The 21,597-nt window shown below is 33.9% G+C and carries 22 protein-coding genes and 2 pseudogenes; 14 read left to right on the top strand and 10 right to left on the bottom strand.

The features are described from left to right. Positions 1–556 precede the first annotated feature (556 nt). From ACQ9BO_RS14450 to ACQ9BO_RS14440, 3 genes and pseudogenes are all read right to left on the bottom strand, one after another. Entirely contained in the window at positions 557–823 is a 267-nt protein-coding gene (locus tag ACQ9BO_RS14450; RefSeq protein ID WP_431241297.1) for an IS3 family transposase, read from the bottom strand. Positions 824–954: 131 nt separating this feature from the next. Beyond that, the gene (locus ACQ9BO_RS14445; RefSeq protein ID WP_431241296.1) at positions 955–1,167 is read right to left on the bottom strand and encodes a transposase; all 213 of its coding nucleotides are present in this window, start codon (positions 1,165–1,167) and stop codon (positions 955–957) included. 42 nt (positions 1,168–1,209) lie between these two features. After that, a pseudogene (locus ACQ9BO_RS14440) lies at positions 1,210–2,368 on the bottom strand (IS3 family transposase). Between the two features lie 408 nt (positions 2,369–2,776). On the opposite strand from ACQ9BO_RS14440, the gene ACQ9BO_RS14435 reads away from it, so the two are divergent. Next, positions 2,777–3,067, top strand: coding sequence for a hypothetical protein (locus ACQ9BO_RS14435; RefSeq protein WP_431241295.1), 291 nt, complete (start codon positions 2,777–2,779; stop codon positions 3,065–3,067). 34 nt (positions 3,068–3,101) lie between these two features. Here ACQ9BO_RS14435 and ACQ9BO_RS14430 read toward each other — a convergent pair whose 3' ends face one another. Both ACQ9BO_RS14430 and ACQ9BO_RS14425 read right to left on the bottom strand, forming a co-directional pair. Beyond that, positions 3,102–3,926, bottom strand: coding sequence for a reverse transcriptase domain-containing protein (locus ACQ9BO_RS14430; protein WP_431241294.1), 825 nt, complete (start codon positions 3,924–3,926; stop codon positions 3,102–3,104). A 257-nt stretch (positions 3,927–4,183) separates the two neighbouring features. Next, positions 4,184–4,804: a hypothetical protein gene (locus tag ACQ9BO_RS14425; RefSeq protein WP_431241293.1), complete on the bottom strand. Its 621-nt coding sequence runs from the start codon at positions 4,802–4,804 to the stop codon at positions 4,184–4,186. 332 nt (positions 4,805–5,136) lie between these two features. Between ACQ9BO_RS14425 and ACQ9BO_RS14420 the strand changes: the two genes are divergently transcribed. Further along, positions 5,137–5,454 (top strand): hypothetical protein, encoded by a 318-nt coding sequence (locus tag ACQ9BO_RS14420; protein WP_431241292.1) that lies wholly within the window; start codon positions 5,137–5,139, stop codon positions 5,452–5,454. Beyond that, the gene (locus ACQ9BO_RS14415; RefSeq protein ID WP_431241291.1) at positions 5,442–6,089 is read left to right on the top strand and encodes a hypothetical protein; all 648 of its coding nucleotides are present in this window, start codon (positions 5,442–5,444) and stop codon (positions 6,087–6,089) included. Before ACQ9BO_RS14420 ends, ACQ9BO_RS14415 begins: the two co-directional genes overlap by 13 nt. 518 nt (positions 6,090–6,607) lie before the next feature. Here the strand turns inward: ACQ9BO_RS14415 and ACQ9BO_RS14410 are convergent. Beyond that, a complete protein-coding gene (locus ACQ9BO_RS14410) occupies positions 6,608–9,115 on the bottom strand; it encodes a hypothetical protein (protein ID WP_431241290.1) in 2,508 nt (835 codons plus the stop codon). A gap of 371 nt (positions 9,116–9,486) precedes the next feature. Here ACQ9BO_RS14410 and ACQ9BO_RS14405 point away from each other — a divergent pair. Further along, positions 9,487–9,904 (top strand): annotated as a pseudogene (locus ACQ9BO_RS14405) (OsmC family protein). A 215-nt stretch (positions 9,905–10,119) separates the two neighbouring features. Next, a complete protein-coding gene (locus ACQ9BO_RS14400; protein WP_431241289.1) occupies positions 10,120–10,890 on the top strand; it encodes an alpha/beta hydrolase in 771 nt (256 codons plus the stop codon). A gap of 138 nt (positions 10,891–11,028) precedes the next feature. On the opposite strand, the gene ACQ9BO_RS14395 is transcribed toward ACQ9BO_RS14400, so the two are convergent. The 3 genes from ACQ9BO_RS14395 to ACQ9BO_RS14385 form a co-directional block, all read right to left on the bottom strand. Continuing rightward, complete coding sequence (locus ACQ9BO_RS14395) at positions 11,029–11,946, bottom strand: hydrogen peroxide-inducible genes activator (RefSeq protein WP_431241288.1); 918 nt, start codon at positions 11,944–11,946, stop codon at positions 11,029–11,031. Positions 11,947–12,264: 318 nt separating this feature from the next. After that, the gene (locus ACQ9BO_RS14390) at positions 12,265–12,750 is read right to left on the bottom strand and encodes a MarR family winged helix-turn-helix transcriptional regulator (protein ID WP_431241287.1); all 486 of its coding nucleotides are present in this window, start codon (positions 12,748–12,750) and stop codon (positions 12,265–12,267) included. Between the two features lie 2 nt (positions 12,751–12,752). Beyond that, a complete protein-coding gene (locus tag ACQ9BO_RS14385) occupies positions 12,753–13,244 on the bottom strand; it encodes a GNAT family N-acetyltransferase (RefSeq protein WP_431241286.1) in 492 nt (163 codons plus the stop codon). 274 nt (positions 13,245–13,518) lie between these two features. Between ACQ9BO_RS14385 and ACQ9BO_RS14380 the strand changes: the two genes are divergently transcribed. Continuing rightward, positions 13,519–13,866, top strand: a complete 348-nt coding sequence (locus ACQ9BO_RS14380) for a winged helix-turn-helix transcriptional regulator (RefSeq protein WP_431241285.1) — start codon at positions 13,519–13,521, stop codon at positions 13,864–13,866. Positions 13,867–13,870: 4 nt separating this feature from the next. Here the strand turns inward: ACQ9BO_RS14380 and ACQ9BO_RS14375 are convergent, their stop codons facing one another. Next, the gene (locus ACQ9BO_RS14375; RefSeq protein ID WP_431241284.1) at positions 13,871–14,464 is read right to left on the bottom strand and encodes a Crp/Fnr family transcriptional regulator; all 594 of its coding nucleotides are present in this window, start codon (positions 14,462–14,464) and stop codon (positions 13,871–13,873) included. Positions 14,465–14,821: 357 nt separating this feature from the next. On the opposite strand from ACQ9BO_RS14375, the gene ACQ9BO_RS14370 reads away from it, so the two are divergent. From ACQ9BO_RS14370 to ACQ9BO_RS14335, 8 genes are all read left to right on the top strand, one after another. Then, positions 14,822–15,247 (top strand): GlcG/HbpS family heme-binding protein, encoded by a 426-nt coding sequence (locus ACQ9BO_RS14370; protein WP_431241283.1) that lies wholly within the window; start codon positions 14,822–14,824, stop codon positions 15,245–15,247. A 149-nt stretch (positions 15,248–15,396) separates the two neighbouring features. Further along, entirely contained in the window at positions 15,397–16,392 is a 996-nt protein-coding gene (gene mgrA, locus ACQ9BO_RS14365; protein ID WP_431241282.1) for an L-glyceraldehyde 3-phosphate reductase, read from the top strand. A gap of 25 nt (positions 16,393–16,417) precedes the next feature. After that, on the top strand, positions 16,418–17,236 hold the full coding sequence (locus ACQ9BO_RS14360; protein WP_431241281.1) for a glycoside hydrolase family 30 protein: 819 nt from the start codon (positions 16,418–16,420) through the stop codon (positions 17,234–17,236). A 2-nt stretch (positions 17,237–17,238) separates the two neighbouring features. Continuing rightward, the gene (locus tag ACQ9BO_RS14355; RefSeq protein ID WP_431241280.1) at positions 17,239–17,886 is read left to right on the top strand and encodes a glycoside hydrolase family 30 protein; all 648 of its coding nucleotides are present in this window, start codon (positions 17,239–17,241) and stop codon (positions 17,884–17,886) included. Positions 17,887–17,896: 10 nt separating this feature from the next. After that, positions 17,897–18,532: a carbohydrate-binding protein gene (locus tag ACQ9BO_RS14350; protein WP_431241279.1), complete on the top strand. Its 636-nt coding sequence runs from the start codon at positions 17,897–17,899 to the stop codon at positions 18,530–18,532. Between the two features lie 165 nt (positions 18,533–18,697). Next, positions 18,698–19,288, top strand: coding sequence for a TetR/AcrR family transcriptional regulator (locus ACQ9BO_RS14345; RefSeq protein WP_431241278.1), 591 nt, complete (start codon positions 18,698–18,700; stop codon positions 19,286–19,288). A gap of 208 nt (positions 19,289–19,496) precedes the next feature. Beyond that, the gene (locus tag ACQ9BO_RS14340) at positions 19,497–19,940 is read left to right on the top strand and encodes a PaaI family thioesterase (RefSeq protein WP_431241277.1); all 444 of its coding nucleotides are present in this window, start codon (positions 19,497–19,499) and stop codon (positions 19,938–19,940) included. Between the two features lie 53 nt (positions 19,941–19,993). Next, on the top strand, positions 19,994–21,544 hold the full coding sequence (locus tag ACQ9BO_RS14335) for a DHA2 family efflux MFS transporter permease subunit (RefSeq protein ID WP_431241276.1): 1,551 nt from the start codon (positions 19,994–19,996) through the stop codon (positions 21,542–21,544). Positions 21,545–21,597 lie beyond the last annotated feature (53 nt).

Here is a 21,597-nt window from a genome sequence, read left to right as displayed (position 1 = left end):
GTTAGATTGGAAATTGGGTTGGTTTTTTGATGGTATCATGGAGTATACTAAATATGCTTTTTTATGATGATGATTTTCAGGAGCTGTTTCCTGCCGTTCGCTGTATCTTTTATGCCGAACCCCTGCACAAAAAGATGCCACTTCCATCAGAGTAAAACACAATACAAATTATAAAAACAAAAGCTACAATATCATGTAGCTTTTGTTTTAATTCCCCGCTGATACGAACGTCAAGCTTTTGAAAGTAACCAACTTCAAAATTATGAGCGCTATTGAGACGTTCGCGCAGACAGGAGGTTTATTCTATAAAAAGTATAATCATTAGAAAAAGTACTATTATAGCTATTAATAGCTTTTTGCTTTTTCGTTCCCAAAGCATCTTTTTTCTTTGGGCTTCGATTTGAATCAATTTATGTACATTTTTAAAATCAATATGACTTCTTACACTTTCCATTTTTTCTATCAAAAATATAGAACAGTAAGAAGTAAAAAAGTCTATTAAGGTTTCATTTATAATAGAATAAGACAAACATTCCCACTAATGCGAATTTGTCCGTTAATTTTTGATTGCTTGATTATTTTTCTTTATTGATACATAAATACCCAATTCTCTCATACATTTCAACACTGTAGTGTGTGATACAAAATAACCTGATTTTTGAAGTTCTACTGCAATACGATGGCATCCATAAGTTTCTTTAGAAGTAGAAAAGATAGAACTGATTTCCATTTTTAAAGCCATTTTCCATTTTTGTGTTTCTGTGACAGAACCCTTTTTCCATATTCGATACGTTCCTCTATTTACGCCTAATGTTATGCACATAAATTTTATCGAATACTTTTTTCATTTTCTGCCATAAAATGAAAGATGAAAGGTTTTCCGAGAGAAATATATTTACTAGCATTTCTAATGATTTCAAACTTTAAATCCGTTTCCTTAATTTTTTTTCGAGATTATATTTTTTTCTCTTCGGAGTTTAATTTTAAATATCCATAGCCTGGAAAGCTTCCTGTTCCAAGTTCTTTACATTCCTTACGCCACAGAAATAAAAGGTTTTTGTGTATTTGTAAATCTTTAGCTGTCTGAGCTAAACTTCCATTTTCATAGCTTAACATAACTGCTTTTAATTTGAAATCTCGTTCATAAGTTTTTCTAATCGCTTTCATAAATTTAAAATTAAGAATACAATTGGTGTTATTTTAACATAGCTAATTTATTATATTGAATTCTTCTATAGTTTTGTAATTAAGAGTTGAATGTATTCTTCTTTTATTATACCAATTTTCTATATACTTAAATATTTCAATTTTCATTTCATTTGTTGTTAGTAAGCTTGTTTGCTTATAAATTAATTCTCTTTTCAATGTATTAAAAAAACTTTCAGCCACAGCATTATCTTTACTATCACCCTTGCGACTCATACTTTGAATACATTTAAATTCTTTCAATTTATTAGAAAATATTTTATTCGCATACTGTGATCCTCTATCAGAATGAAATATTAATCCGTCTGAAACTGGACGATTAATAATAGCTTTTTCAAACGCCGCAAAAGTGGTCACCGCTGTAGAAAGTACGGAACTCAAATTCCATCCTACTATTTTTCGATCATACAAATCCATAACAATAGTCAGATACAAAAACCTTCTCTTTATTTGGATATAAGTAATATCGGAAACCCAAACTTTACAAGGCTTATCTACTTTAAACTGTCTTTTTAATACGTTAGGAGCAACGTATAGATTGTGTTTTGAATCGGTTGTTACTTTGAATTTCTTTTTTACTTTGCTACGCAATCCAAGCAGATCCATGTAAAATGACACTTGTGTATCAGAAATTTGAAATCCACGCCTATGGAGTTCTCTGGTAATTAGTATGCTCCCTTTATGCTCGCTTAAATTCAAAAAATATAGACGTTATTTCTTTTTTAAGTAAATAGACACGTGTTTCTGTTTTCGAAAAAGGTTGTTTTGTCCATAAATCGTAAGTTGAATGAGAAGCTCCTAAGACTTCGCACATCTTGTATAAAGGATATTTATCTCTGTTCTGATGTATGAAATTACAAAGTACGTGCTTGCCCTGATCTATGTACTTCAGTCCTTTTTTCAGTATTTCTAACCGTAGTTGAGAATCTGCAAGTTTCTTTTCTAATTCGTAGATTTTCTTGTTTTCAAAATATACTCTTTTTCTACCTTCACCTGGGAAACTTCCTTTTCCGAATTTAAGGTAGGCACTACGCCATTTAGAGAGTATTTTAGGAGTGATACCTAATTCTTCTGCAGTTTCTGAAACCGTATTTCGTACATAACTTAATAGAACTGCATTTTCTTTAAAAATTGGGTCGTAATGTCTAACATTCTTTCTCATATTGCAAAGCTAACACAAACACATCATACTCACTACTAAACACTTACTTGTGATTAAAAACTAAAATATACCAACTCTTCCAAGTGTTCTTTTATAAAACCTGATCGCCTTGCTCTTTTAATTGTTTTGCTGTTGCGTAGCCAATACCACTGTTTCCACCTGTGATTATGGCTATTTTATCTTTTAAATTGTCCATCATTTTATGTTTTTAAATTAATAGGACAAAGTTAGATTGGAAATTGGGTTGGTTTTTTGGTGCTATCAGGGAGTATACTTGAATTGGATCATACTTCTCATAAATAAATCTTTATAAGTTATGGATTTCCGTAAAAAATGCCTTCTATAAATATCAATCTTTGTATAAATACCAATAAAAAAATTAATTATTCATTAACTAAATTTAAAAAAATGGGACTTATTACAAAATCTGACTTACATTACACCGATTATTCTTGGACGGTACTAAAAGAAGACGATCCAAAAATATCTGGAGAACCCGACAGCACCTTGCTTAACCGCAAAGAAGGCTACGAAGTTTTATATTTCATTAACAAATTTTCTGAAATACAAGGTTTCAAAAATAAGAATTCAGCAATTAAAGTTGAAAAAATGATTAGGAATGAAGTTCCAAGTGACAAAAGAAGCCAGTTAAATATCAAAACATGGATTGAACAAAATTGGAGTACGAGTAAATTTTAATCAAAAATTAGTAATGCAGATAAAATCTGCATTACTAATTAAAATTTTCTTTTAGATGCTTAGTAATTGCAGTGAATGCAATATGCCTGCTTTTACTGATTTGTTTTTGAAAAGAATTAGTTTGAAATTCAACACAGCAACGTCTAATATAACTATGATAATTTGCCTGCTTTTTGTTTTTCCTTTCACTAAATTTAAATTCATAAAATCCTCTATCATTTAAAACAAGATTATATCTCATCTTTTTGTTTACTCTCTTTTCCATAAGATCTCCATCTTTAAATTTTACTGGAAGATTATAAATTTTCTTAACCTGATTTTTAAAAATTGCTTTTTTTGTATTAGGATTTTGCTCTATTAATTTTAGCGTTCTTTTACTTTTTCGCTTAACTGTAGATATAATTTTTCTATAATATTTAGCAAGATTAGTAGATTTTATTCCCGTATGGTAACCTCTAAACTCAAACCCCAAGTATGCCATAGTAGAAGATATTTCTTTTCCATCTTTTAAAACCCTAAAACATTCCAATCTACTTTTGTTTGCAGAAACTATATTTCTGAAAACAAATTTTTCTGTTTTATCTTTGCTTATTTCTATTTCATATTGCTTTATTAAAGCGTGAATATAATTTTCAATTTCGTCACAAAATTGCTTGTCACAAACAATAAATATATCATCAGAATATCTCCTATAATATACATTATGTTTTTTGACCCAATTGTTCACAATGTCTAGATCAAAATCAAAAAGATAAAGATTTGCTAAAACAGCACTTATAGGTAAACCTTGAGGAATCCCATATTTAACAGTTTTCCCATTATCTATTTTTTTTGAAAATGGATTCGAATAAATTGGCAATCTACCTTCTTTAATATGTCTTCTAAAATCTTCATTAGATTCAAAAAAACACCTAAATCCTTTTGTTTTTCGAATATCAGCTAATTTAGATTCGTCAAAAGGAGCTTTTCTTCCATTTTTATTTTTTCGAATACGTAAATCATCTAAAAGAACATACTTAAAGTTTGTACAAGCTCTAAAAACATTATAATGATCTTTAGGAATATTTTCAGACTCATTTAGTGCTTTTGCCCATTGCTTCTTTAAAATTTTATGATCTAAAGTTGAAAAAAGCTTTTCAAATCAATCGCCAACACAGCCGTTTCTTTATCTTTGTCGGTTCTATTTTTAATTTCATCAAAACATTCTCTTGCAAAATGAATATTTGATTTGCCAATTCCGGAATTTTTAAATGTTTCTATTTTTCTATATGCAATAACTGCCTCATCTTGTAAAGGTTCTTTTTTAAGAAGCTGTTCATATCTGGTTTTTAAAATATCGGCATAATATCCATATATTAAAGCATCTAAATGACTTGCATAGTGTAATGGTCTTTTTTTGGAATTCTTGACTGGATGTAAAGTCTTATGGCGATAATGAGTATGTTTCCTTTTTTCAGTAGTAAATTTTTCAAAATTACCTTTTTTAAATTTTCTATCGGAAAGAATTGTGTGGATTAATGGATAAAAGGCATAATTTTCTACATACTTTTTACTCGTAATTTTTCGTTCAATATTTTGCCAATTGCTTCCTAACTCCAATGATGGTGATAAATGCAAATAGCCTTTTTCTTTTAGCCAATTAGGTTTATCCATAGTCATATAATAAAAGAATCTGCGATCAGCAATAGCGTTAATAAAAATTACATACCTCATTTTATGAGTTGGATCGGTACCCAATTACTGAGTCATTGGTTTTGCGAGTAAATTTCTGAGAATTACTATGAAAGCATTTATTATTGTATTACCTTGCATTAAATCAATTATAACTAATGACCTAATTGGCATACTGTTTGATTGCATCATTATTCTGCTCTCGGTGTGTCTATCGATAGAGACACCGAAGAGAATTGTTAAATCTTCGGCCCTCAAATATCTTTCTATATTTGAGTAAAACAAAATAAATTCTGTCTTAAGATCCACACAGTTGTAATATAACTCATCACGCAGATTCTTTTCAAATTTAACATTAAAATTCATATATTGGCATTTTAACTAAAATAAATTAACCAATGTCAGAATTTAAAACTGGAGAAATAATAGTCTTCAAAACACACCCATTTTTAAAAGAATTCACAAATATTAAACTTTCAGCATATCCTGATTATACTTCACCAATAATGGTGATTAAAGAAACAAAAGAAAAATCATTTGATAAAGAAACTGGTCGCGATATAGGACAACAATTGCATTGTGTATATTACAACTCACGGGATGGAAAATTTAATGACAAATGGATAAATAGTAAACTAATAAACAAAGTTCTTTTTTCTGTACTAAATCATAAAATTCTCAGTGATTTTAATTTAAAAAAGAATTGGATAACTTAAAAAAAGAGCATACTAGCAAAAATTATGAAGATTTAATTAAAGAATATCATTTAAATAAAAAAGTAATTTTGAAAAGTGTAGATTTAGAATTATTCAAAAACAAAATTAACCGTACTACAGAAAATGGGGAATTAGTTGAGACAAATCATTTAGAGTTTCTACCTCCTTTAATGACCGTTATTGGTTTCAAGTTTACAGATGATAAAAACAAGTTTTGCGAAAAAACTGGCTCTCCATTAATAGAATTAAAGTGTAAATGGTATAATTCTCACACAAAATCATTTTCCGAAAATTTTCTTCCCATTGAAACGTTGTATCAAGTTAATGATACGCAAGATATAATATTTAAAACAGATTTACTTTCCGATATAGTAAATTCTATAGAAGAGAACTTTTTCTTTAATTTACCCGCAATCAAATCGTTTAAATTAGAAGGTCAAGATATCATGATAACTCATACGCTTGGCCGTTCTGAAGCTGTTTTATATAAACATTACTTTTATCAAATGAATTATTTTGACTATATAAGCCACAATAAATCTGCTGTTACTATTGATGAAACATTTACTAAAAAAATGAGAATGAGGTTTTTGGAAAAAAATATCCTAATTATAATTCAAGAGGATTTAGATTAAAAACTATTGATTGTAAATTTGTTATTGGTTCTTATTACTATATACGATACAAGGATGCTTATGACAACATTACCAGAAGGGTAGTCAAAATTAATGATCTATTAATTTATATAAAAGATTTTAAAATTTTTAAGGATACTTATAAAAATTTAGATTCTTGGATTACCGAAGATGCAACTTTTGTTAATTACAATTATCATGATAACGGTAAAATATATATTTATTCAGATGGAGAAATAATACCTGATAATACATTACCAAAAACTATTTTTGACGATAAAAATGTTGAGATAATTTTAAAAACAAATTGCTTACTAAGAAAAGGCAAAATCCGTAACTTTAAAATTAATAGCATATTAGATATTCAAGAAATAATTGATGGACAATTTATTTTTGAGGATTTAGCATAAAAATTCAAGATTGAATAGTGAAAAATTATTATTAAAAAAATCAGGTTCAGCATTTAACCGCTAAACCTGATTTTTTTTAATGAATTATATTTAACCTTTTACAAAAACCTATCTCCTACCCCTAAAACCACCGCCACCTCTAAATCCGCCACCATTAAACCCGCCTTGACGTTGGAAATTTTGGAAATTACGAGTTTGCGATTCACCACGGTCTCTTGAAAAAGCAGAGCGATCAAGATCGTTTGTAACATCAGCACGGCCGGGTTCTCCAAGCGGTTTATTGGGTTGTCCTAGCGTTTGTTCTGGTCTGTTTAGATTATTTCCTTCAGTTCTGTCGCCTAATCGGGTTTCACCACCTAGGTTTTGGTTGGCTTTTGGCAAGTTGTCACGTTGGATTCGTTCTCCAGCGCCATTTGCTCCAAGTCCTTCGTTGGGTTTGTCACGCTGGATGCGCTCCCCTGCTCCATTGGCACCAAGTCCTTGATTCGCTCTATTCTGAATGCCTTCACCTGCTTTTTTTGACGAGCCCAAAGTTCCTGCTTGTGTCCAGCCACCGTTTCCATTATTATAATGACTCCAGTTTCCGTTTGCATCTCTTTTATAGACATGTCCGTCGTGGCCTGCGTATAGATTATTATTGGTGTGAATCGTAGTTCCTCCGCCACGGCGATGCGTAATCACACCTTCTTTTCCGCCCGAAGTTTTATACGCCACTGCTGTCCCGCGTCGCGTTGTGATATGTCCGGTCTGCGCCCATTGATTGCCATTTGTAGCGGCAGAATGCCCCCATTGCGCATACGCATTATGTCCTTGATTGGTTCTGGCGTAATTTCCTGTCCACGGATTATAGGTACTTGCGGCAGTGCGACCGCCGTACCAACCTTGCACACTTGCAGAACGCCCGTATCTTCCCGTTGCTGGATTGTACCAAGCCGACGTTCCTGCGGCACCATAAGGTCCGTACACACGTCTTCCGGTAGCGTAACCACCTGTCCACGGATTATAAACCGCTCCGCCTCCATACGCATACGGCCACGGACGGTAAATTGGATACATTCCGCCATAATATACATACGGCGGATAATACCATCCAGTACCATAACTCAATATGGCGCCAAAAGTAGCTCCAATAATAAAAGCACCCAAATAACCGGCAGTTGAACTGCTTTCTACAGTAGTATCGGTTGTGGTTTGCGTTACATACGTCACATTATACACCGGAGAACTTGGTGGAATCGTATAAATTTCTTTCGGAACAGAATCGCATGTTTTCCAAGGTCCGTTTGGACTTGTCGACATAAACCAAACGGCTTGAAAACACAAATAATACAAATCGCCTACTTTGATAATTTTCTCTTGCGTATTGCTTGCATATTGCATTTTTGTACCATCAATTGGTTTAAATTGAGGCGTTCCGCCATCATAGGTCACTTTTACCTTTGCTTCGGCATCTGATTTTTTCAAAATAGCCGTCGTTGGAACTTGCGACAACATTACCGCATCATTGGCTTCCTGCGTTCCAGGTACAGAGGCCAATACATTTGCACGTGGCGAATTTTTCGGGATTTTAGCAAAATCAGCTGGCAAATTATTTCCTGCATACGACCACGGTCCTGTCAATTCTTTCGATTTAAACCATCTTCCTGATAATAATACATAATATTGCCCGTCGGCTTCATTGGCAAAAACATCATTTTCGGTATTGTCAATGTACATCAATTTGGTTCCGTCAATTTTAATGAATTTCGGATTTCCAGTTACTGCGATCAATTCGGCTGGTTTATTGCTGTAGAAAACTTCTGGAGCATTGCCCGAAGTTGGAGGCGGAATCATTTTTTTGACATCATCATAATTTTCTCCGGATGGAAGATTGCTTAAGCCTGAAGGTAGTTTTGTCGTTTTTGTCCATTTGCCTTCCACTTTTTTCGAAGTCAGCCAGATATTTTCGGCTAGCAAATAATAATCTTTCGTCGTTTTATCAAAAAACAAATCCCAATTGGTGTTCACCACATATTGTATATCCGATTTATCAATCGGAACTAAAACCGGCTCGCCTTGAACAATAAGCAAAAGCGACGGCTTTGTACTGTAAAAAATTGCTGGCGGATCGTTTTTAGCCGCAATTCCCTTTGGCGGACTTTTGGTATGACTTAAATCGGCCAAAATGCGATCTACAGAAATAGGATCTCCGCTTTGAGGCAGTGTTTCTTTGAACAGTTTTTCCATTTCAGGAACTTTCTTTTCGTCCAATGCTGGAAATCGCACATCGGTCACTTGAAGGTTTTTGATATAAGCGCTTCGGTTGTCTTTATCGACCAATGTTTCGGCTTTTAAAGAAGCAACGCCCAAAACCTGTTTTCCATCTTTTGGCGTCAAAGAAAAAGCTACTCGAGCTGTAAGTTCTTTAAAATCTTTCCAGTCATCCACCTGAGGCTGATAATAAACGAGCTTTGTACCGTTATTTTCAGCTTCGCGTGGCCAACCGTTATCAGCAAAAGTAGAATCTGTAACAGTATCAGACTTTTCAGCTTCTGTAGGTACTTGCTCTTTGTCTTTCTTGCAAGAGAACAAAACGGCACTCAAACAAACTGTAATTATTAGAAAAGCATTTTTCATAAATCTAAAAGTTAGGTTATTCACTCAAAAAATTATTCTTCTGATATTCTTATAAAAATTGTTTCGGATAAAAATAATTTCAATGCTTTTATAAAACTAAAAATCAGCTGTTTACTTTGTTTCAAATTCTAACTTGAAACCAAATAACGAAGTGAAACATGCTCTTTCCTCTCCTATTCAAAATTTAGGAATAAAAAAATTTCAACTAAAAGTTTTAATCTACACCAGTAAAACCTATGATTATAAATTATTTTTATAACTACTAAAAATTATTAATTTGATTAATGATTACCATCACCATAACTTTGTCCCATCAAAATCAAAGAAATGATTTGATCATCTTAAAAAATAACTTTAAAAAATTAGAAATCATGAAATTTACAAGAAGAGCAAACGCAAATTGGAAAGGTACAGGAATGGAAGGAAAAGGAACCATTAGTACGCAAAGCACAACTTTAGATAATGCACAATTATCTTTTAAAACTCGTTTCGAACAAGGTGTTGGAACTAATCCTGAGGAATTAATTGCAGCGAGCACATTCTGGCTGTTTTACTATGCAATTAAGCTTTTTATTATCTGAAGCTGGTTTTGTTCCGGAAGATTTAGACACAACAGCTAAAGTAACTTTTGAAGACGGAACGATCACTTTAATTGCTTTAGAACTTACTGGAAAAGTTCCTGGAATTTCTGCAGAAGATTTTCAGAAAACAGCTCAAAAAGCAAAAGAAATTTGTCCGATTTCTAAACTTTTGAATACAGAAATTACTTTATCAATCACTTTATTATAAATAAATTAAATTCCAATACAAAAATTTCAAATCCCAATTACTCACAATCTTGTCATTCCGAGGAACGAGGAATCTCCACGAGAAACTCTACAAAGATTGGCGACATACCTGACGGAGCAACTTGCGAAGATTCCTCGTTCCTCGGAATGACAAGATTGCGGGGAAACGGAATTTAAACAAACAATCTAAAATCAACAATCTAAAATTTTATAAAAATGAAAACAATATTTAAAAGCTTTTTAGCATTCGCAGTAATAATCCTTAGTTTGACACTTACAACAGCAAACGTAAACGCTCAAACTACTCCTAAAATTAAAAACGTAGTATTGGTTCACGGTGCTTTCGCGGATGGATCAGGATGGAAAGGTTTGTACCAAATCTTGACAAAAAAAGGTTATAATGTAACAATCGTTCAGAATCCGTTAAGCTCTTTAGAAGATGATGTCAGAGCAACAAATTTAGCCTTAGACAAACAAGACGGACCAACAATTTTGGTTGGACATTCTTGGGGAGGCACCGTAATTACTGAAGCTGGAAATCACCCAAAAGTGGCGGCTTTGGTTTACGTAGCGGCTTTACAGCCTGACAATGGAGAAACTTCTGTTCAATGGCTTCAAACTGCGCCTCCAGCTCCCGAAAATGGTGTTTTAGCTCCAGATGATAAAGGTATTGCTTACTATGACAAAGCGAAATTCCACGCTGGTTTTGCAGGCGATTTAAGCAAAGAAGATGCTGATTTTATGTTTGCTTCACAAGGTGCTTTTTATGCAAAAGGTTTTGTAACGCCAATTACTAAAGCGACTTGGAGAACTAAACCTTCTTACGGAATCGTTGCAACTGAAGACAAAAGCATCAATCCTGACATCGAACGTGCGATGTACAAACGTTCTAACACAAAAATCACTGAAATTAAAGGAAGCCACGTGGTTTTTATTTCTCAGCCTGAGAAAGTGGCAAATGTGATTATTGAAGCTTCTAAAAAATAATTATAAATTATTAATTGTTAATTATCAATTCAATATAAGCTTGTCATTCTTCATTCCTCAGAATGATAAAAACATAAAATTCCAAATTCCAAGTCTTAAAAAATTGGAATTTGGAATTTTTATTTTGGAATTTAAGTATTACATAAACTTACTAACCGCTTTTATAAAATAAGGCGAATCGTTCCAACGGATTTTTTTATAGCTGAAATCTTTTTTGAGCGATTCAGGAAGGCAATTCCAAATGGCTTCGTTCATTTTTTCGAGCAATAATTTCTTTGAAAACGAATCTGAAACTACGAGGCTGATTTCTCTTACCGGAACGGGTTCTTTAAAAGGTTTGAAAAGTCCGCCGGATTCGTTTACTGTTGAAAGCTTCGGAATAATCGCGAATCCTAAATGTGCGCGAACTAGGTTTTTTAAAGTTTCTATGGAATTGATATCATAGGTAAATTGTTCCTTTATTTTATCCGAAGATTTTAATCCGCAAATATCTAGCAATTGTGCGTTGTAGCAATATTCATGATGCAGGAGTAATAATTCGGTTTTATCGCCGGGTTGCATTTCATAAAATTCATTATTCGCCATCGGATGGGTTTGATTTAAATATGCCACAAATGGTTCTTTAAAAATAACGTGTTCAATTAAATTTGGATTTCCCGTTGGAGTCGCCATAATGGCAACGTCAATAGCACCGGTTTCCAATTCTTTCATCAATACTCCGGTGTAAGCTTCTTTGATGATAAAATGCACATTTGGCGCCGCTTCTTTCATCGCCTGAATAAAAAGCGGAATCAGATAAGGCGACAAAGTCGAAATAATGCCGAGTTTTAATTCTCCTTCCAACAGATTTTTCTCGTTCACCACAAAATCCCTGATTTCATCTACTTCACGAAGAATCTTTCTGGCTTTGTTGATAATCTCAATTCCAAGAACGGTTGGCGTGAGCGGTACTTTATTTCGGTCAAAAATCTTGATTCCAATTTCTTCTTCGAGATTTTTTAGCTGAATCGTAAGTCCGGGTTGCGTTACCATGCAAACTTCGGCGACTTCTTGCAAAATGACGTTCTTCGTCTAAAGCGACAATATATTTTAACTGCTGAATGGTCATCTTTATAATTTTATTTTATAAAGATACATAAATATCAATTTCGTTTATAAACCAAAATTTTACAGATGTTAAAGTTTTGCAAAAACATCAAAACTCTAAATCCAAAATATACACTTTATCGTACATAATAGAAACGATTTTTAGGAATAGTGGCAAATAAGAATGGAGTAGTTTTTGGAGCATATCGGACTTTATCACCTATCCTGAATATCATTTTATAACCAAATTATATAAAAAAAGCGATCCTAATAAGATCGCTTTTTGTTTTATTTCTCTTCTTCACTCTTCAATTGCAAAGCCCTCTGCAAAAAACTTTGATGCAAAATTTTATTTTCGGCTTCTTCAATAGCTCTTAACAGATTGTTTTGATTGTTAGTGATTTCGGTTAAAGCACTTTTCATGACTTCCCAAACGGGTTTCATTTGTTCGATAAGCTCCTGCCCTTTTGAAGTCAACTGAATGAGTCTTTTTCGTTCGTCGATTTTGTCTTTTTTAGAGCGAATCAGTTTTTGTTTTTCCAGTTCTTTCAACAAACTTATTGTTGACGGATGCGTGTAGCCTATTTCATTGGCAATCTCCACGACGCTTAAAGTATCTTTATGATATAAGGTATAAATTACTGGAAACCATTTCGGTTCAAAATCAATTCCGTATGACTTGTAAACCAATGCGCCGTCTTTTCGCAATTGCTCGCTCAAACGCTGTAATCGCGTCGAAATAGCCAAAATTCCTGATTCGTCTATAATATTCATTTCTATTTCTTTAAAGTTAAATGACAGAAAACATTATCGGGTTTCATTAACGGGAATTTTTCTGGAAGCGCTTCTTTTTCAATTCGCACAAAATCATTCTTTTCATAAAATCGCAATGCCGCTTCTAAAATCGCAACAGTTCCCAAATATAAATCATCGATTCCGTTTTCTTTGCAATATTCTATTAAAGTCTCTAATAATTGCTGTGCAATCGAAAACTCTTTTCCGCGGAATTCTTTCTTTACAAACATCTTTCGTATGGCGGCCGAATGTTCATCAAATTTTACCAAAGCTATCGTACCAACTAATTCATCATTGACAAATGCGCCCCAAAATCCGCCACCTCCAGCATAATAAAAGTTCTGAATATTGAATAAATCGGGCTGATCTTCTCTCGTAATCGGAACATTGAATTCATTAATTTGAATGTTTAATATTAAGTCGGCAATGGCATTTTCGAACTTGTTTTCTATTGGAACTATTACAGGTTTCATTTGTTTTAAAATTTTATTACACAAAACTACGTAGTTAAATACATAAATGCAATTATTTATGATTTATTTATACTTTTGTTTAAGTCATGCCACCAAGACGCTAAGACACAAAACTTAATTTGTTTCCCGCAGATTTGGCAGATAATGCAGATTTATTAGGCTGAATAAAATGAATTAAAATATTTTTAATCAGTGGCAAAAAATTATCTGTGCAATCTGCTAAATCTGCGGGAGTAAAAAAATATCAAAATTTTCAGTACGCAAAAATAAAATTATGGCAAGAAATCAAAAAGAGGAATTTCAGGCGCTTCAAGATACTTTGTATGTTTTGGGCGGAAAATGGAAACTTCCTATTATCAATTCTATTTGCAACGGAAATAACCGATTCAAAGACATCAAAGAAAGTATTCCCGGAATAACATCCCGAATGTTGTCTAAGGAATTAAAAGATATGGAACTGAATAATTTAGTCAAAAGAACCGAAGATCCTGACGCTTTAATTCCGATTCTTTATGAATCAACGTCGTATTGCAAATCTTTTGGCCCTATAATTTCTGAAATGATCAAATGGGGAATTTCACATCGAAATCATATCAAGAATAGAGAAGCTTCAAAAAGCTAAATTGCTATTCCTGCGCTTTTCCGCTTTTTAGGTGTTTTGTGCGTAATCGGCTTAAAAATTCAGGCGTTATTCCGAGATATGAAGCGATATATTGTTGCGAAACACGCTGTGAAATAGATGGATAGCGCGTAATAAATTCGACATATTGTTCCATTGCAGTGGAAGAAACGGTTTTAAAAAGTCTTTTTTGAAGTTTTGATAAATGCCGTTGAATCATCAAACGAAACATTCTTTCTAAATGCGGCACTTCGTTGATTAGGTTTTCTTTAGATTGTCGGGTTAAAACCAAAAGCTCGCAATCTTCCAAAGTTTCAATATACATATCACTTGGCACTTGATCTTCAAAACTCGTAATGTCGCTCACCCACCAATCTTCAACAGCAAACTGGAGTGTTAATTCCTGTCCGTTTCGGTCAATAAAATATTCTCTAATACATCCTTTATTAATATAAGCTTCAAAATTACAGATTTCTCCAGCTTTAAGCAGAATCGTTTTCTTCGGAACCATTCTGAATTCAAGACTTTTTTCAAAGATTTTTACTTCTTCTTTAGAGAGACGCGCAGATCTGGAAAGGTAATCGTGAATTTTCTGAAACATTTTATCTCTTTTAGCAATTGGGCAATAACTTCATTTACAAACAAAAAGTAAATATAAGAGGTTTTATTTATTATTATTTCTTGATCTAGTTTAAGAAATGAAATAATTTAATAATTCATCTTTGTTTTCGCTTAAAGCTGTAGGCTATAAGCCAATGTCATTAAGTTAAGAGTTTTTCGCTAAGATTTTCTTTAATCTAACTCTCGCAAAGTCGCGAAGACGCAGAGAAGATAGTCCTAAACTTTGTGTCTTTGCGACTCTGCGAGAAAAATTTAACGCTTAACTTAAATGACATTGGCCTTTAAGCTTTACGCGAAAAAATTAACCATTAACAATTCATAATTTACAATTATTAAAATGGATTCTCAAATTGCTCTGGCTTTCGCCGAAATTGAAAAACTGATTCCGCAATACCTTCAAATAGAAGAAGATCGACAGATTTCAAACGGAAATGTTGCGGTTTGCATCATTAATGAAGAAGGAAATATTTACGGCAAAATGTACGGAAATGACAAACCACGCCAAAGACAATCGTACAAGATTGCCTGGACAAAAGCGAGCCAAGTGTGGCTTACCGGAGTAAAAACAGGAGAATATGAAAAAATGGTTTTCAACGGAATTTTCGACGAAAACGCAAACGGAATCGAAGCTCCAGATTTAATTGGCTGGCAAGGCGGACAACCGATAACTTTAAAAGATGGTACAAAATTATCAGTTGGTTTCAGCGGTTTCAGAGGCACAACCGATTTAGAAATTGCTGAAAAAGCTTTTGAAAAAATCTAAATTTAAACACATAGAATCATAGATTTTACTTGCGCAGAAAGGCGTTTCACTTGTTTAAATACACATAGTTTTTCCATCAAAAAAAGTGTCGCATTTCACTTTTCACTTTTTACAATTTATAATTAACAATTTATAATTAACAATTAAAAATGACTTACATACCAGATTCAAACCGTTATCAAAAAATGCAATACCGTCGTTGCGGCAATAGCGGTTTACTTTTGCCAGCACTTTCTTTGGGATTGTGGCACAACTTTGGCGGTATTGACAACGTTGATAATGCACGCGAAATTCTGCACACTGCTTTTAATAATGGCATTACACATTTTGATCTTGCTAATAATTACGGTCCGCCTCCAGGTTCAGCAGAAATTACTTTTGGCGAAATATTCAAACAAGATTTTAAAGAATATAGGGATGAACTTTTGATTTCAACAAAAGCCGGATGGCCAATGTGGGACGGACCTTATGGTGATTTTGGTTCAAAAAAACATTTAATAGCAAGTTTAGACCAAAGCTTAAAACGCATGGGACTTGATTATGTGGATATATTTTACCATCACCGACCAGACCCAAATACGCCAATGGAAGAAACTATGGCGACACTTGATTTGATTGTACGCCAAGGAAAAGCACTTTATGTTGGAGTTTCAAGCTACAGTCCGGCAGAAACTGAAAGAGCGTATCAAATTTTGAAAGAATTAGGAACGCCTTGTGTCATTCATCAGCCGAAATATTCCATGTTTGAACGTTCTGTTGAAGATGGTTTGTTGGATGTTTTAGAAGTAAACGGAATTGGTGGCATTGCTTTTTCTCCTCTTGCGCAAGGACTTTTGACCAATAAATATCTTAATGGGATTCCAGAAAATTCAAGAGCAAACGCCAATCGTGGAAACGGTGCAATGGAAAAAGATGCTATTACCGAAGAAAATATTGCTAAAGTTCGCCGATTAAATAAAATGGCCGAAGAACGCGGTCAGAGTTTGGCACAAATGGCATTGGCGTGGGTTTTAAAAGACAAACGAATTTCATCTGTAATCATTGGCGCAAGCAAATCAGAACAAGTAATTGATTCTTTAGGCTGTCTTCAAAATACTTCTTTTTCAGAATATGAATTGCAGACTATCGATCAAATTTTAGCATAAAAATCTAAACCAAAAAACCTCAATTATGACTATTAATACCAACAAAACATGCCTGACCATCATGTTATCTGGATTTTTATCTGTTGGTTTATTGGCGCAACAAAAAGCCAGTAAAACAATAGATTACAAAAGCGTTACCGTTTATGTAACGGCTAAAAATTCGGACAAAAAACTAAGCAAAACCGAAACGCTTTCTTTTTCTGCAAAATCACAAACAACAGAAAAAGAAATTGCGGTTTTTGTTGATCCAGCCAAAACTTATCAAACCATGTTAGGAATTGGAGGCGCTTTGACAGATGCTTCTGCAGAAGTTTTTTATCAGCTTCCAAAAGACAAACAACAGGAAATCCTGACGGCTTATTATGATAAAGAAAAAGGAATTGGATATACTTTGGCACGCACGAACATGCAAAGTTGTGATTTTTCGAGTGATATTTACAGCTATATCAAAGAAGGCGACAAAGATTTAAAAACTTTTGATATCAGTCACGACAGAAAATATCGAATTCCGTTTATAAAAGAAGTAATTGCAAAAGCTGGAGGCAAAATCACTTTGTATGCTTCGCCTTGGAGTCCGCCGGCTTGGATGAAAACCAATAATAACGTTTTACAAGGCGGTACTTTGAAACCAGAATACCATCAAAGTTGGGCTAACTTTTTTGTGAAATTTGTAAACGAATACGAAAAAGAAGGCATTCCGATTTGGGGTTATACGGTTCAAAATGAGCCAATGGCGGTTCAGCGCTGGGAATCGTGTATTTTTACTGCCGAAGAAGAACGCGATTTCATCAAAAACTTTCTAGGTCCAACCATGCAAAAAGCTGGACTTTCAAAAAGAAATTGATTATGTGGGATCACAATCGTGATTTGATGTATCAACGCGTAAGTACGGTTTTGGAAGACAAAGATGCGACAAAATATGTTTGGGGCGTGGGCTATCACTGGTACGAAGACTGGATGAAAAACGGAATGAATTTCGAGGCTGAACGCCGAGTTGCTGAAGCTTTTCCGGACAAACCATTAATTTTAACGGAAGGCTGTGCCGCCGATTTTGATCAAAAATTATTAACCGATTGGAGTTTTGGCGAAAAATACGGCATGTCGATGATCAACGATTTTAATATTGGAACCGTTGCTTGGACCGACTGGAATGTTTTATTGGATGAAAAAGGCGGGCCAAATCACGTTCAAAATTTCTGCATGGCTCCTATTCACGCCGATTTGAAAACCGGAAATTTAATTTATACAAATGGTTATTACTATTTAGGACATTTTTCTAAATTTATTCGCCCTGGTGCAAAACGTATTGCTTGTAATTCAAGCAGTAATAAGCTTTTATCTACTGCTTTTGTAAATGAAAACAATAAACTGGAAGTTGTGGTAATGAATTCAGGCGAAACTGATGTTGATTATTTTCTTTGGATAAAAGGAAAAGCGACAAAAGTAACAAGTGCTCGCACATTCAATTGCTACTTTGGAAGTTCAATAATTTAAATACAATTCCATGAAATCATTTTTAATACTGAATATCGTTTTACTGAATTGTTTTGTTTGCACGTCGCAAACATCAAAAGCATTGAAACCGCAACAAATTCCGGGCAAAATAGAATGCGAATTGTTCGATCAAGGCGGCGAAGGAATTGCATATCACGATACGGACGAAATAAACAACGGAAGCGGAAAATTGAATCCGGTAAACGGAAATCCGCTGAATGAATTCAGAATAAAAGAAGGCGTTGATATTTCGTATTCGAAAGATGGCGATATTGACAACAATCCATATAATAAAGTTCCGAGAAGCATTGGAGAACTTTATATAGGCTGGACAATGCCCGGAGAATGGATAAATTATACGGTTAATGTAACCAAATCTGGAACTTATAAAATAGGTGCCCTTTATACCGCAAATGGAGATGGCGAAATCAGTATCGAGGTAAATGGAAAAGATGCTACCGGAAAAATGAAAATTACCTCAACACATGATGACAAAGATCCAATCGATTGGCGACAATGGCATCATTGGAACAGCTCTGACTCTATTGGAACAATTAAATTGAAGAAGGGCAAACAAACACTCCGACTTCATATTGTTTCAAATGGCAACATGAACTTTGATTATCTGACTTTTACTGCCCAATAATTTATAATGCCCCAAAAGCTCCCAGTACTAACCAAATGGGAGCTTTTATTTTTTCTGAAAATGATTTTTTACTCCTAATTTTAATCTTCTATTTAAAATAAATCAGAAAAAAGATCAAAAATAATACCGATTGGTATATATTTGCAGTATCAAAATGATTTTGTCATGAGCAAAGCAGAAAGAACCAAGCAATTTATTATCGAAAAGACGGCGCCAATCTTTAATATGAAAGGATATAGTGGCACTTCAATCAGTGACATTACTGATGCGACTGGTTTAACAAAAGGAAGCATATATGGCAATTTTGAAAGCAAAGACGAAGTAGCGATTGCATCATTCAAATACAACGTAAAAAAACTTCAAGATGCTTTTTCAAAAGAGATTGACAAACAGACAACTTTTAAAGATAAATTGTTAGTTTACCCAAAACTATACTCAGAATACGCAAATTTAAGAGTAACAAAAGGTGGCTGTCCCATTTTGAACACTGCAACAGAATCAGATGATACGCATCCTGTTTTGAAGAAATATGCTGAAAGAACGCTTAATTATTGGAAAGAAAAAATAATGTATTTTATCGATCAGGGAATTTTGGCAGGAGAATTTAAAGCGAAATCTATTGATACCGAAAAAACTGCACTAACTATAATTGCTTTGATTGAAGGCGCCATAATGATCAGCAAACTGACTAACAGTCTGGATAATTTGTCAACTATTATGACTTCGGTTTACAAAGTAATTGACGATTTAGAATAAAGCAATTTCAGAAAGTTGCTTTTTTTAGCAAATAAAATATACCAATCGGTATTTTAAAAATTATAAATTGTTAATTATGAATTATAAATTTAATTGTAAGACTGAGCGAAGTCGAAGTCAACCTGAAACCTGAAACAAACAATAAACAATAAACAATAAACAATAAACAATAAACAATAAACAATAAACAATAAACAATAAACAACAAATGAAAACAAGACTACAAGTACTTCAAGATCATATTGGAAGAGAATTTTCAGTCTCTCCTTCTCCCTTCATGCTTTGGATGAATCCGATAGTTGTTGCGGCAGAACAAGGAACTGTTACCTTCAAATATGTAATTCGACATGAAATGTCAAATCCGATTCAATCTTTGCACGGAGGCATAACCGCCGCGATTGCAGATGATTGTATTGGCGCGACAATGTTTTCACTCGACGAAGAAAACTTTTACACAACTATCAATCTAAATGTTGATTATTTTGCTCCGGCACATGTAGGCGACACGATAATTGCCAGATCTTCTATCATCAAAAAAGGAAAACAATTTGTAAATGCACAATGCGAAATCTGGAACGAAGCCGAAACCCGACTAATTGCAAGAGCTTATTCGAATCTATTCAAAACTAACGTAATTAAAAAAGTGCTTTAATTTTCAAAAGCCTTTTTTTAACCAAAAATATACCAATCGGTACAAAATAAAACATGACACCATTACAACGAAAACTTCTGATTTTAACCGTAATCCTTGCGGCGATTATGGAACTTATTGATATTTCAATTGTCAATGTGGCACTTTCGCACATGAGTGGAAATCTTGGAGCAACTCTAGAAGATACTTCCTGGGTCATAACCGCTTATGCCATTGCCAATGTAATCATCATTCCGATTACGAGTTTTCTAAGTGCAAATCTCGGACGCAGAAATTATTACATTGGTTCGGTTATTTTATTTACATGCTGTTCTTTTATGTGCGGGCATTCGTCGAATATATGGATGCTTGTCTTTTTCAGATTCTTTCAGGGAATTGGTGGTGGCGCTTTATTATCCATATCTCAAGTTGTAGTATTTGAACTTTTCCCGAAAGACAAACAATCAACCGCAGGTGCTTTATTTGGAGCCGGAATTTTCATCGGACCAACAATCGGACCAACGCTTGGCGGATATATTACAGAAAATTATGATTGGCCTTGGATTTTTCTAATCAATATTCCAATCGGAATTTTAGTAACGATTTCGTGTATTTTCTTGTTGAAAGAACCGCCTGTAAAACCAGAAATAGCTAAAGTCGACTGGATCGGAATTGCTTTATTAGCAATTGGTGTCGGTGCACTTCAAACTGTTTTAGAACGCGGCGAAGTCGAAGATTGGTTTGAAACTCGTTATATAGTGGTTCTTGCTGTTATTGCTTCAATTGCCTTATTGACTTTTATTTATTGGGAATTAACGGTCGACAAACCCGTTGTCAATCTTCGCGTTCTTAAAAGCAAATCTTTGAGCATTGCCGCAATTCTAACTTTTGTGACCGGATTTGGTATGTTTATTTCTATTTACATCAGTCCAGTTGTGGCGCAACGACTTTTGAGTTTTTCACCTTATCAAACTGGTTTGCTTTTATTGCCAGGCGCTTTATTTGCTTTAGTCGCCTTAAAACTATGTGGGACATTGCTTCAAAAAGGTGTTTCACCCGTTCTTATTATTGTCGCGGGATTTTTACTGTTTATTTATTTCAATTGGAGAATGTCTGAAATCACTTTAGATACCAGTGCTTTTGAAGTATCAACGGCCTTGATTTTCCGTGCCCTAGGAATGGCTTTATTGACTGTTCCATTGACAATGTTGGCTGTTTCTTCACTTGATGACAAAGACGTTGGACAAGGCGCCGCACTGAACAATATGATGCGCCAATTGGGCGGTTCTTTTGGCGTTTCTATTATAAACACCTATATCGCGCATCGTTTTGCTGAACATCGAAACGTTTTGGTTTCGAATGTAAGTTTGGATAATCTAAAAGCAATGAATCGTCTTAACGGCTATATTGCTTACTTTCAACATCATGGTTTTGCTTATAACGAAGCAAGATCAAAAGCACTTAAATTAATGGAAAACATCATAATGAGACAATCTTCTTTATTGAGTTATAGAGATGCTTTTCTTTTCGTCGGTTTATTTTTTGTCATCACGCTACCCCTATTATTACTGGTAATGAACAAATCTAAAAAGCCAAAAACCAATATAATTTTATCCGATCATTAAATAAAACACGAAAAAATTTGTTTTTATGACCAATCGGTCATATATTTGTACCG

Origin of the sequence: Flavobacterium sp. P21 (assembly GCF_050632225.1) — a bacterium.
In the GTDB taxonomy this organism is placed as follows: Bacteria; Bacteroidota; Bacteroidia; order Flavobacteriales; family Flavobacteriaceae; genus Flavobacterium.
The sequence above is the reverse complement of the archived record's forward strand: the minus strand, read 5'-3'. Positions and strand labels throughout refer to the sequence as shown.

Coding starts and splice junctions, on each gene's coding strand:
- ACQ9BO_RS14445 (WP_431241296.1), bottom strand. CDS start 1,167: ATGAAAGCGATTAGAAAAACTTATGAACGAGATTTCAAATTAAAAGCA.
- ACQ9BO_RS14335 (WP_431241276.1), top strand. CDS start 19,994: ATGACACCATTACAACGAAAACTTCTGATTTTAACCGTAATCCTTGCG.
- ACQ9BO_RS14450 (WP_431241297.1), bottom strand. CDS start 823: ATGTGCATAACATTAGGCGTAAATAGAGGAACGTATCGAATATGGAAA.
- ACQ9BO_RS14345 (WP_431241278.1), top strand. CDS start 18,698: ATGAGCAAAGCAGAAAGAACCAAGCAATTTATTATCGAAAAGACGGCG.
- ACQ9BO_RS14340 (WP_431241277.1), top strand. CDS start 19,497: ATGAAAACAAGACTACAAGTACTTCAAGATCATATTGGAAGAGAATTT.
- ACQ9BO_RS14400 (WP_431241289.1), top strand. CDS start 10,120: ATGAAAACAATATTTAAAAGCTTTTTAGCATTCGCAGTAATAATCCTT.
- ACQ9BO_RS14355 (WP_431241280.1), top strand. CDS start 17,239: ATGTGGGATCACAATCGTGATTTGATGTATCAACGCGTAAGTACGGTT.
- ACQ9BO_RS14350 (WP_431241279.1), top strand. CDS start 17,897: ATGAAATCATTTTTAATACTGAATATCGTTTTACTGAATTGTTTTGTT.
- mgrA (WP_431241282.1), top strand. CDS start 15,397: ATGACTTACATACCAGATTCAAACCGTTATCAAAAAATGCAATACCGT.
- ACQ9BO_RS14360 (WP_431241281.1), top strand. CDS start 16,418: ATGACTATTAATACCAACAAAACATGCCTGACCATCATGTTATCTGGA.
- ACQ9BO_RS14375 (WP_431241284.1), bottom strand. CDS start 14,464: ATGTTTCAGAAAATTCACGATTACCTTTCCAGATCTGCGCGTCTCTCT.
- ACQ9BO_RS14385 (WP_431241286.1), bottom strand. CDS start 13,244: ATGAAACCTGTAATAGTTCCAATAGAAAACAAGTTCGAAAATGCCATT.
- ACQ9BO_RS14435 (WP_431241295.1), top strand. CDS start 2,777: ATGGGACTTATTACAAAATCTGACTTACATTACACCGATTATTCTTGG.
- ACQ9BO_RS14370 (WP_431241283.1), top strand. CDS start 14,822: ATGGATTCTCAAATTGCTCTGGCTTTCGCCGAAATTGAAAAACTGATT.
- ACQ9BO_RS14420 (WP_431241292.1), top strand. CDS start 5,137: ATGTCAGAATTTAAAACTGGAGAAATAATAGTCTTCAAAACACACCCA.
- ACQ9BO_RS14380 (WP_431241285.1), top strand. CDS start 13,519: ATGGCAAGAAATCAAAAAGAGGAATTTCAGGCGCTTCAAGATACTTTG.
- ACQ9BO_RS14410 (WP_431241290.1), bottom strand. CDS start 9,115: ATGAAAAATGCTTTTCTAATAATTACAGTTTGTTTGAGTGCCGTTTTG.
- ACQ9BO_RS14390 (WP_431241287.1), bottom strand. CDS start 12,750: ATGAATATTATAGACGAATCAGGAATTTTGGCTATTTCGACGCGATTA.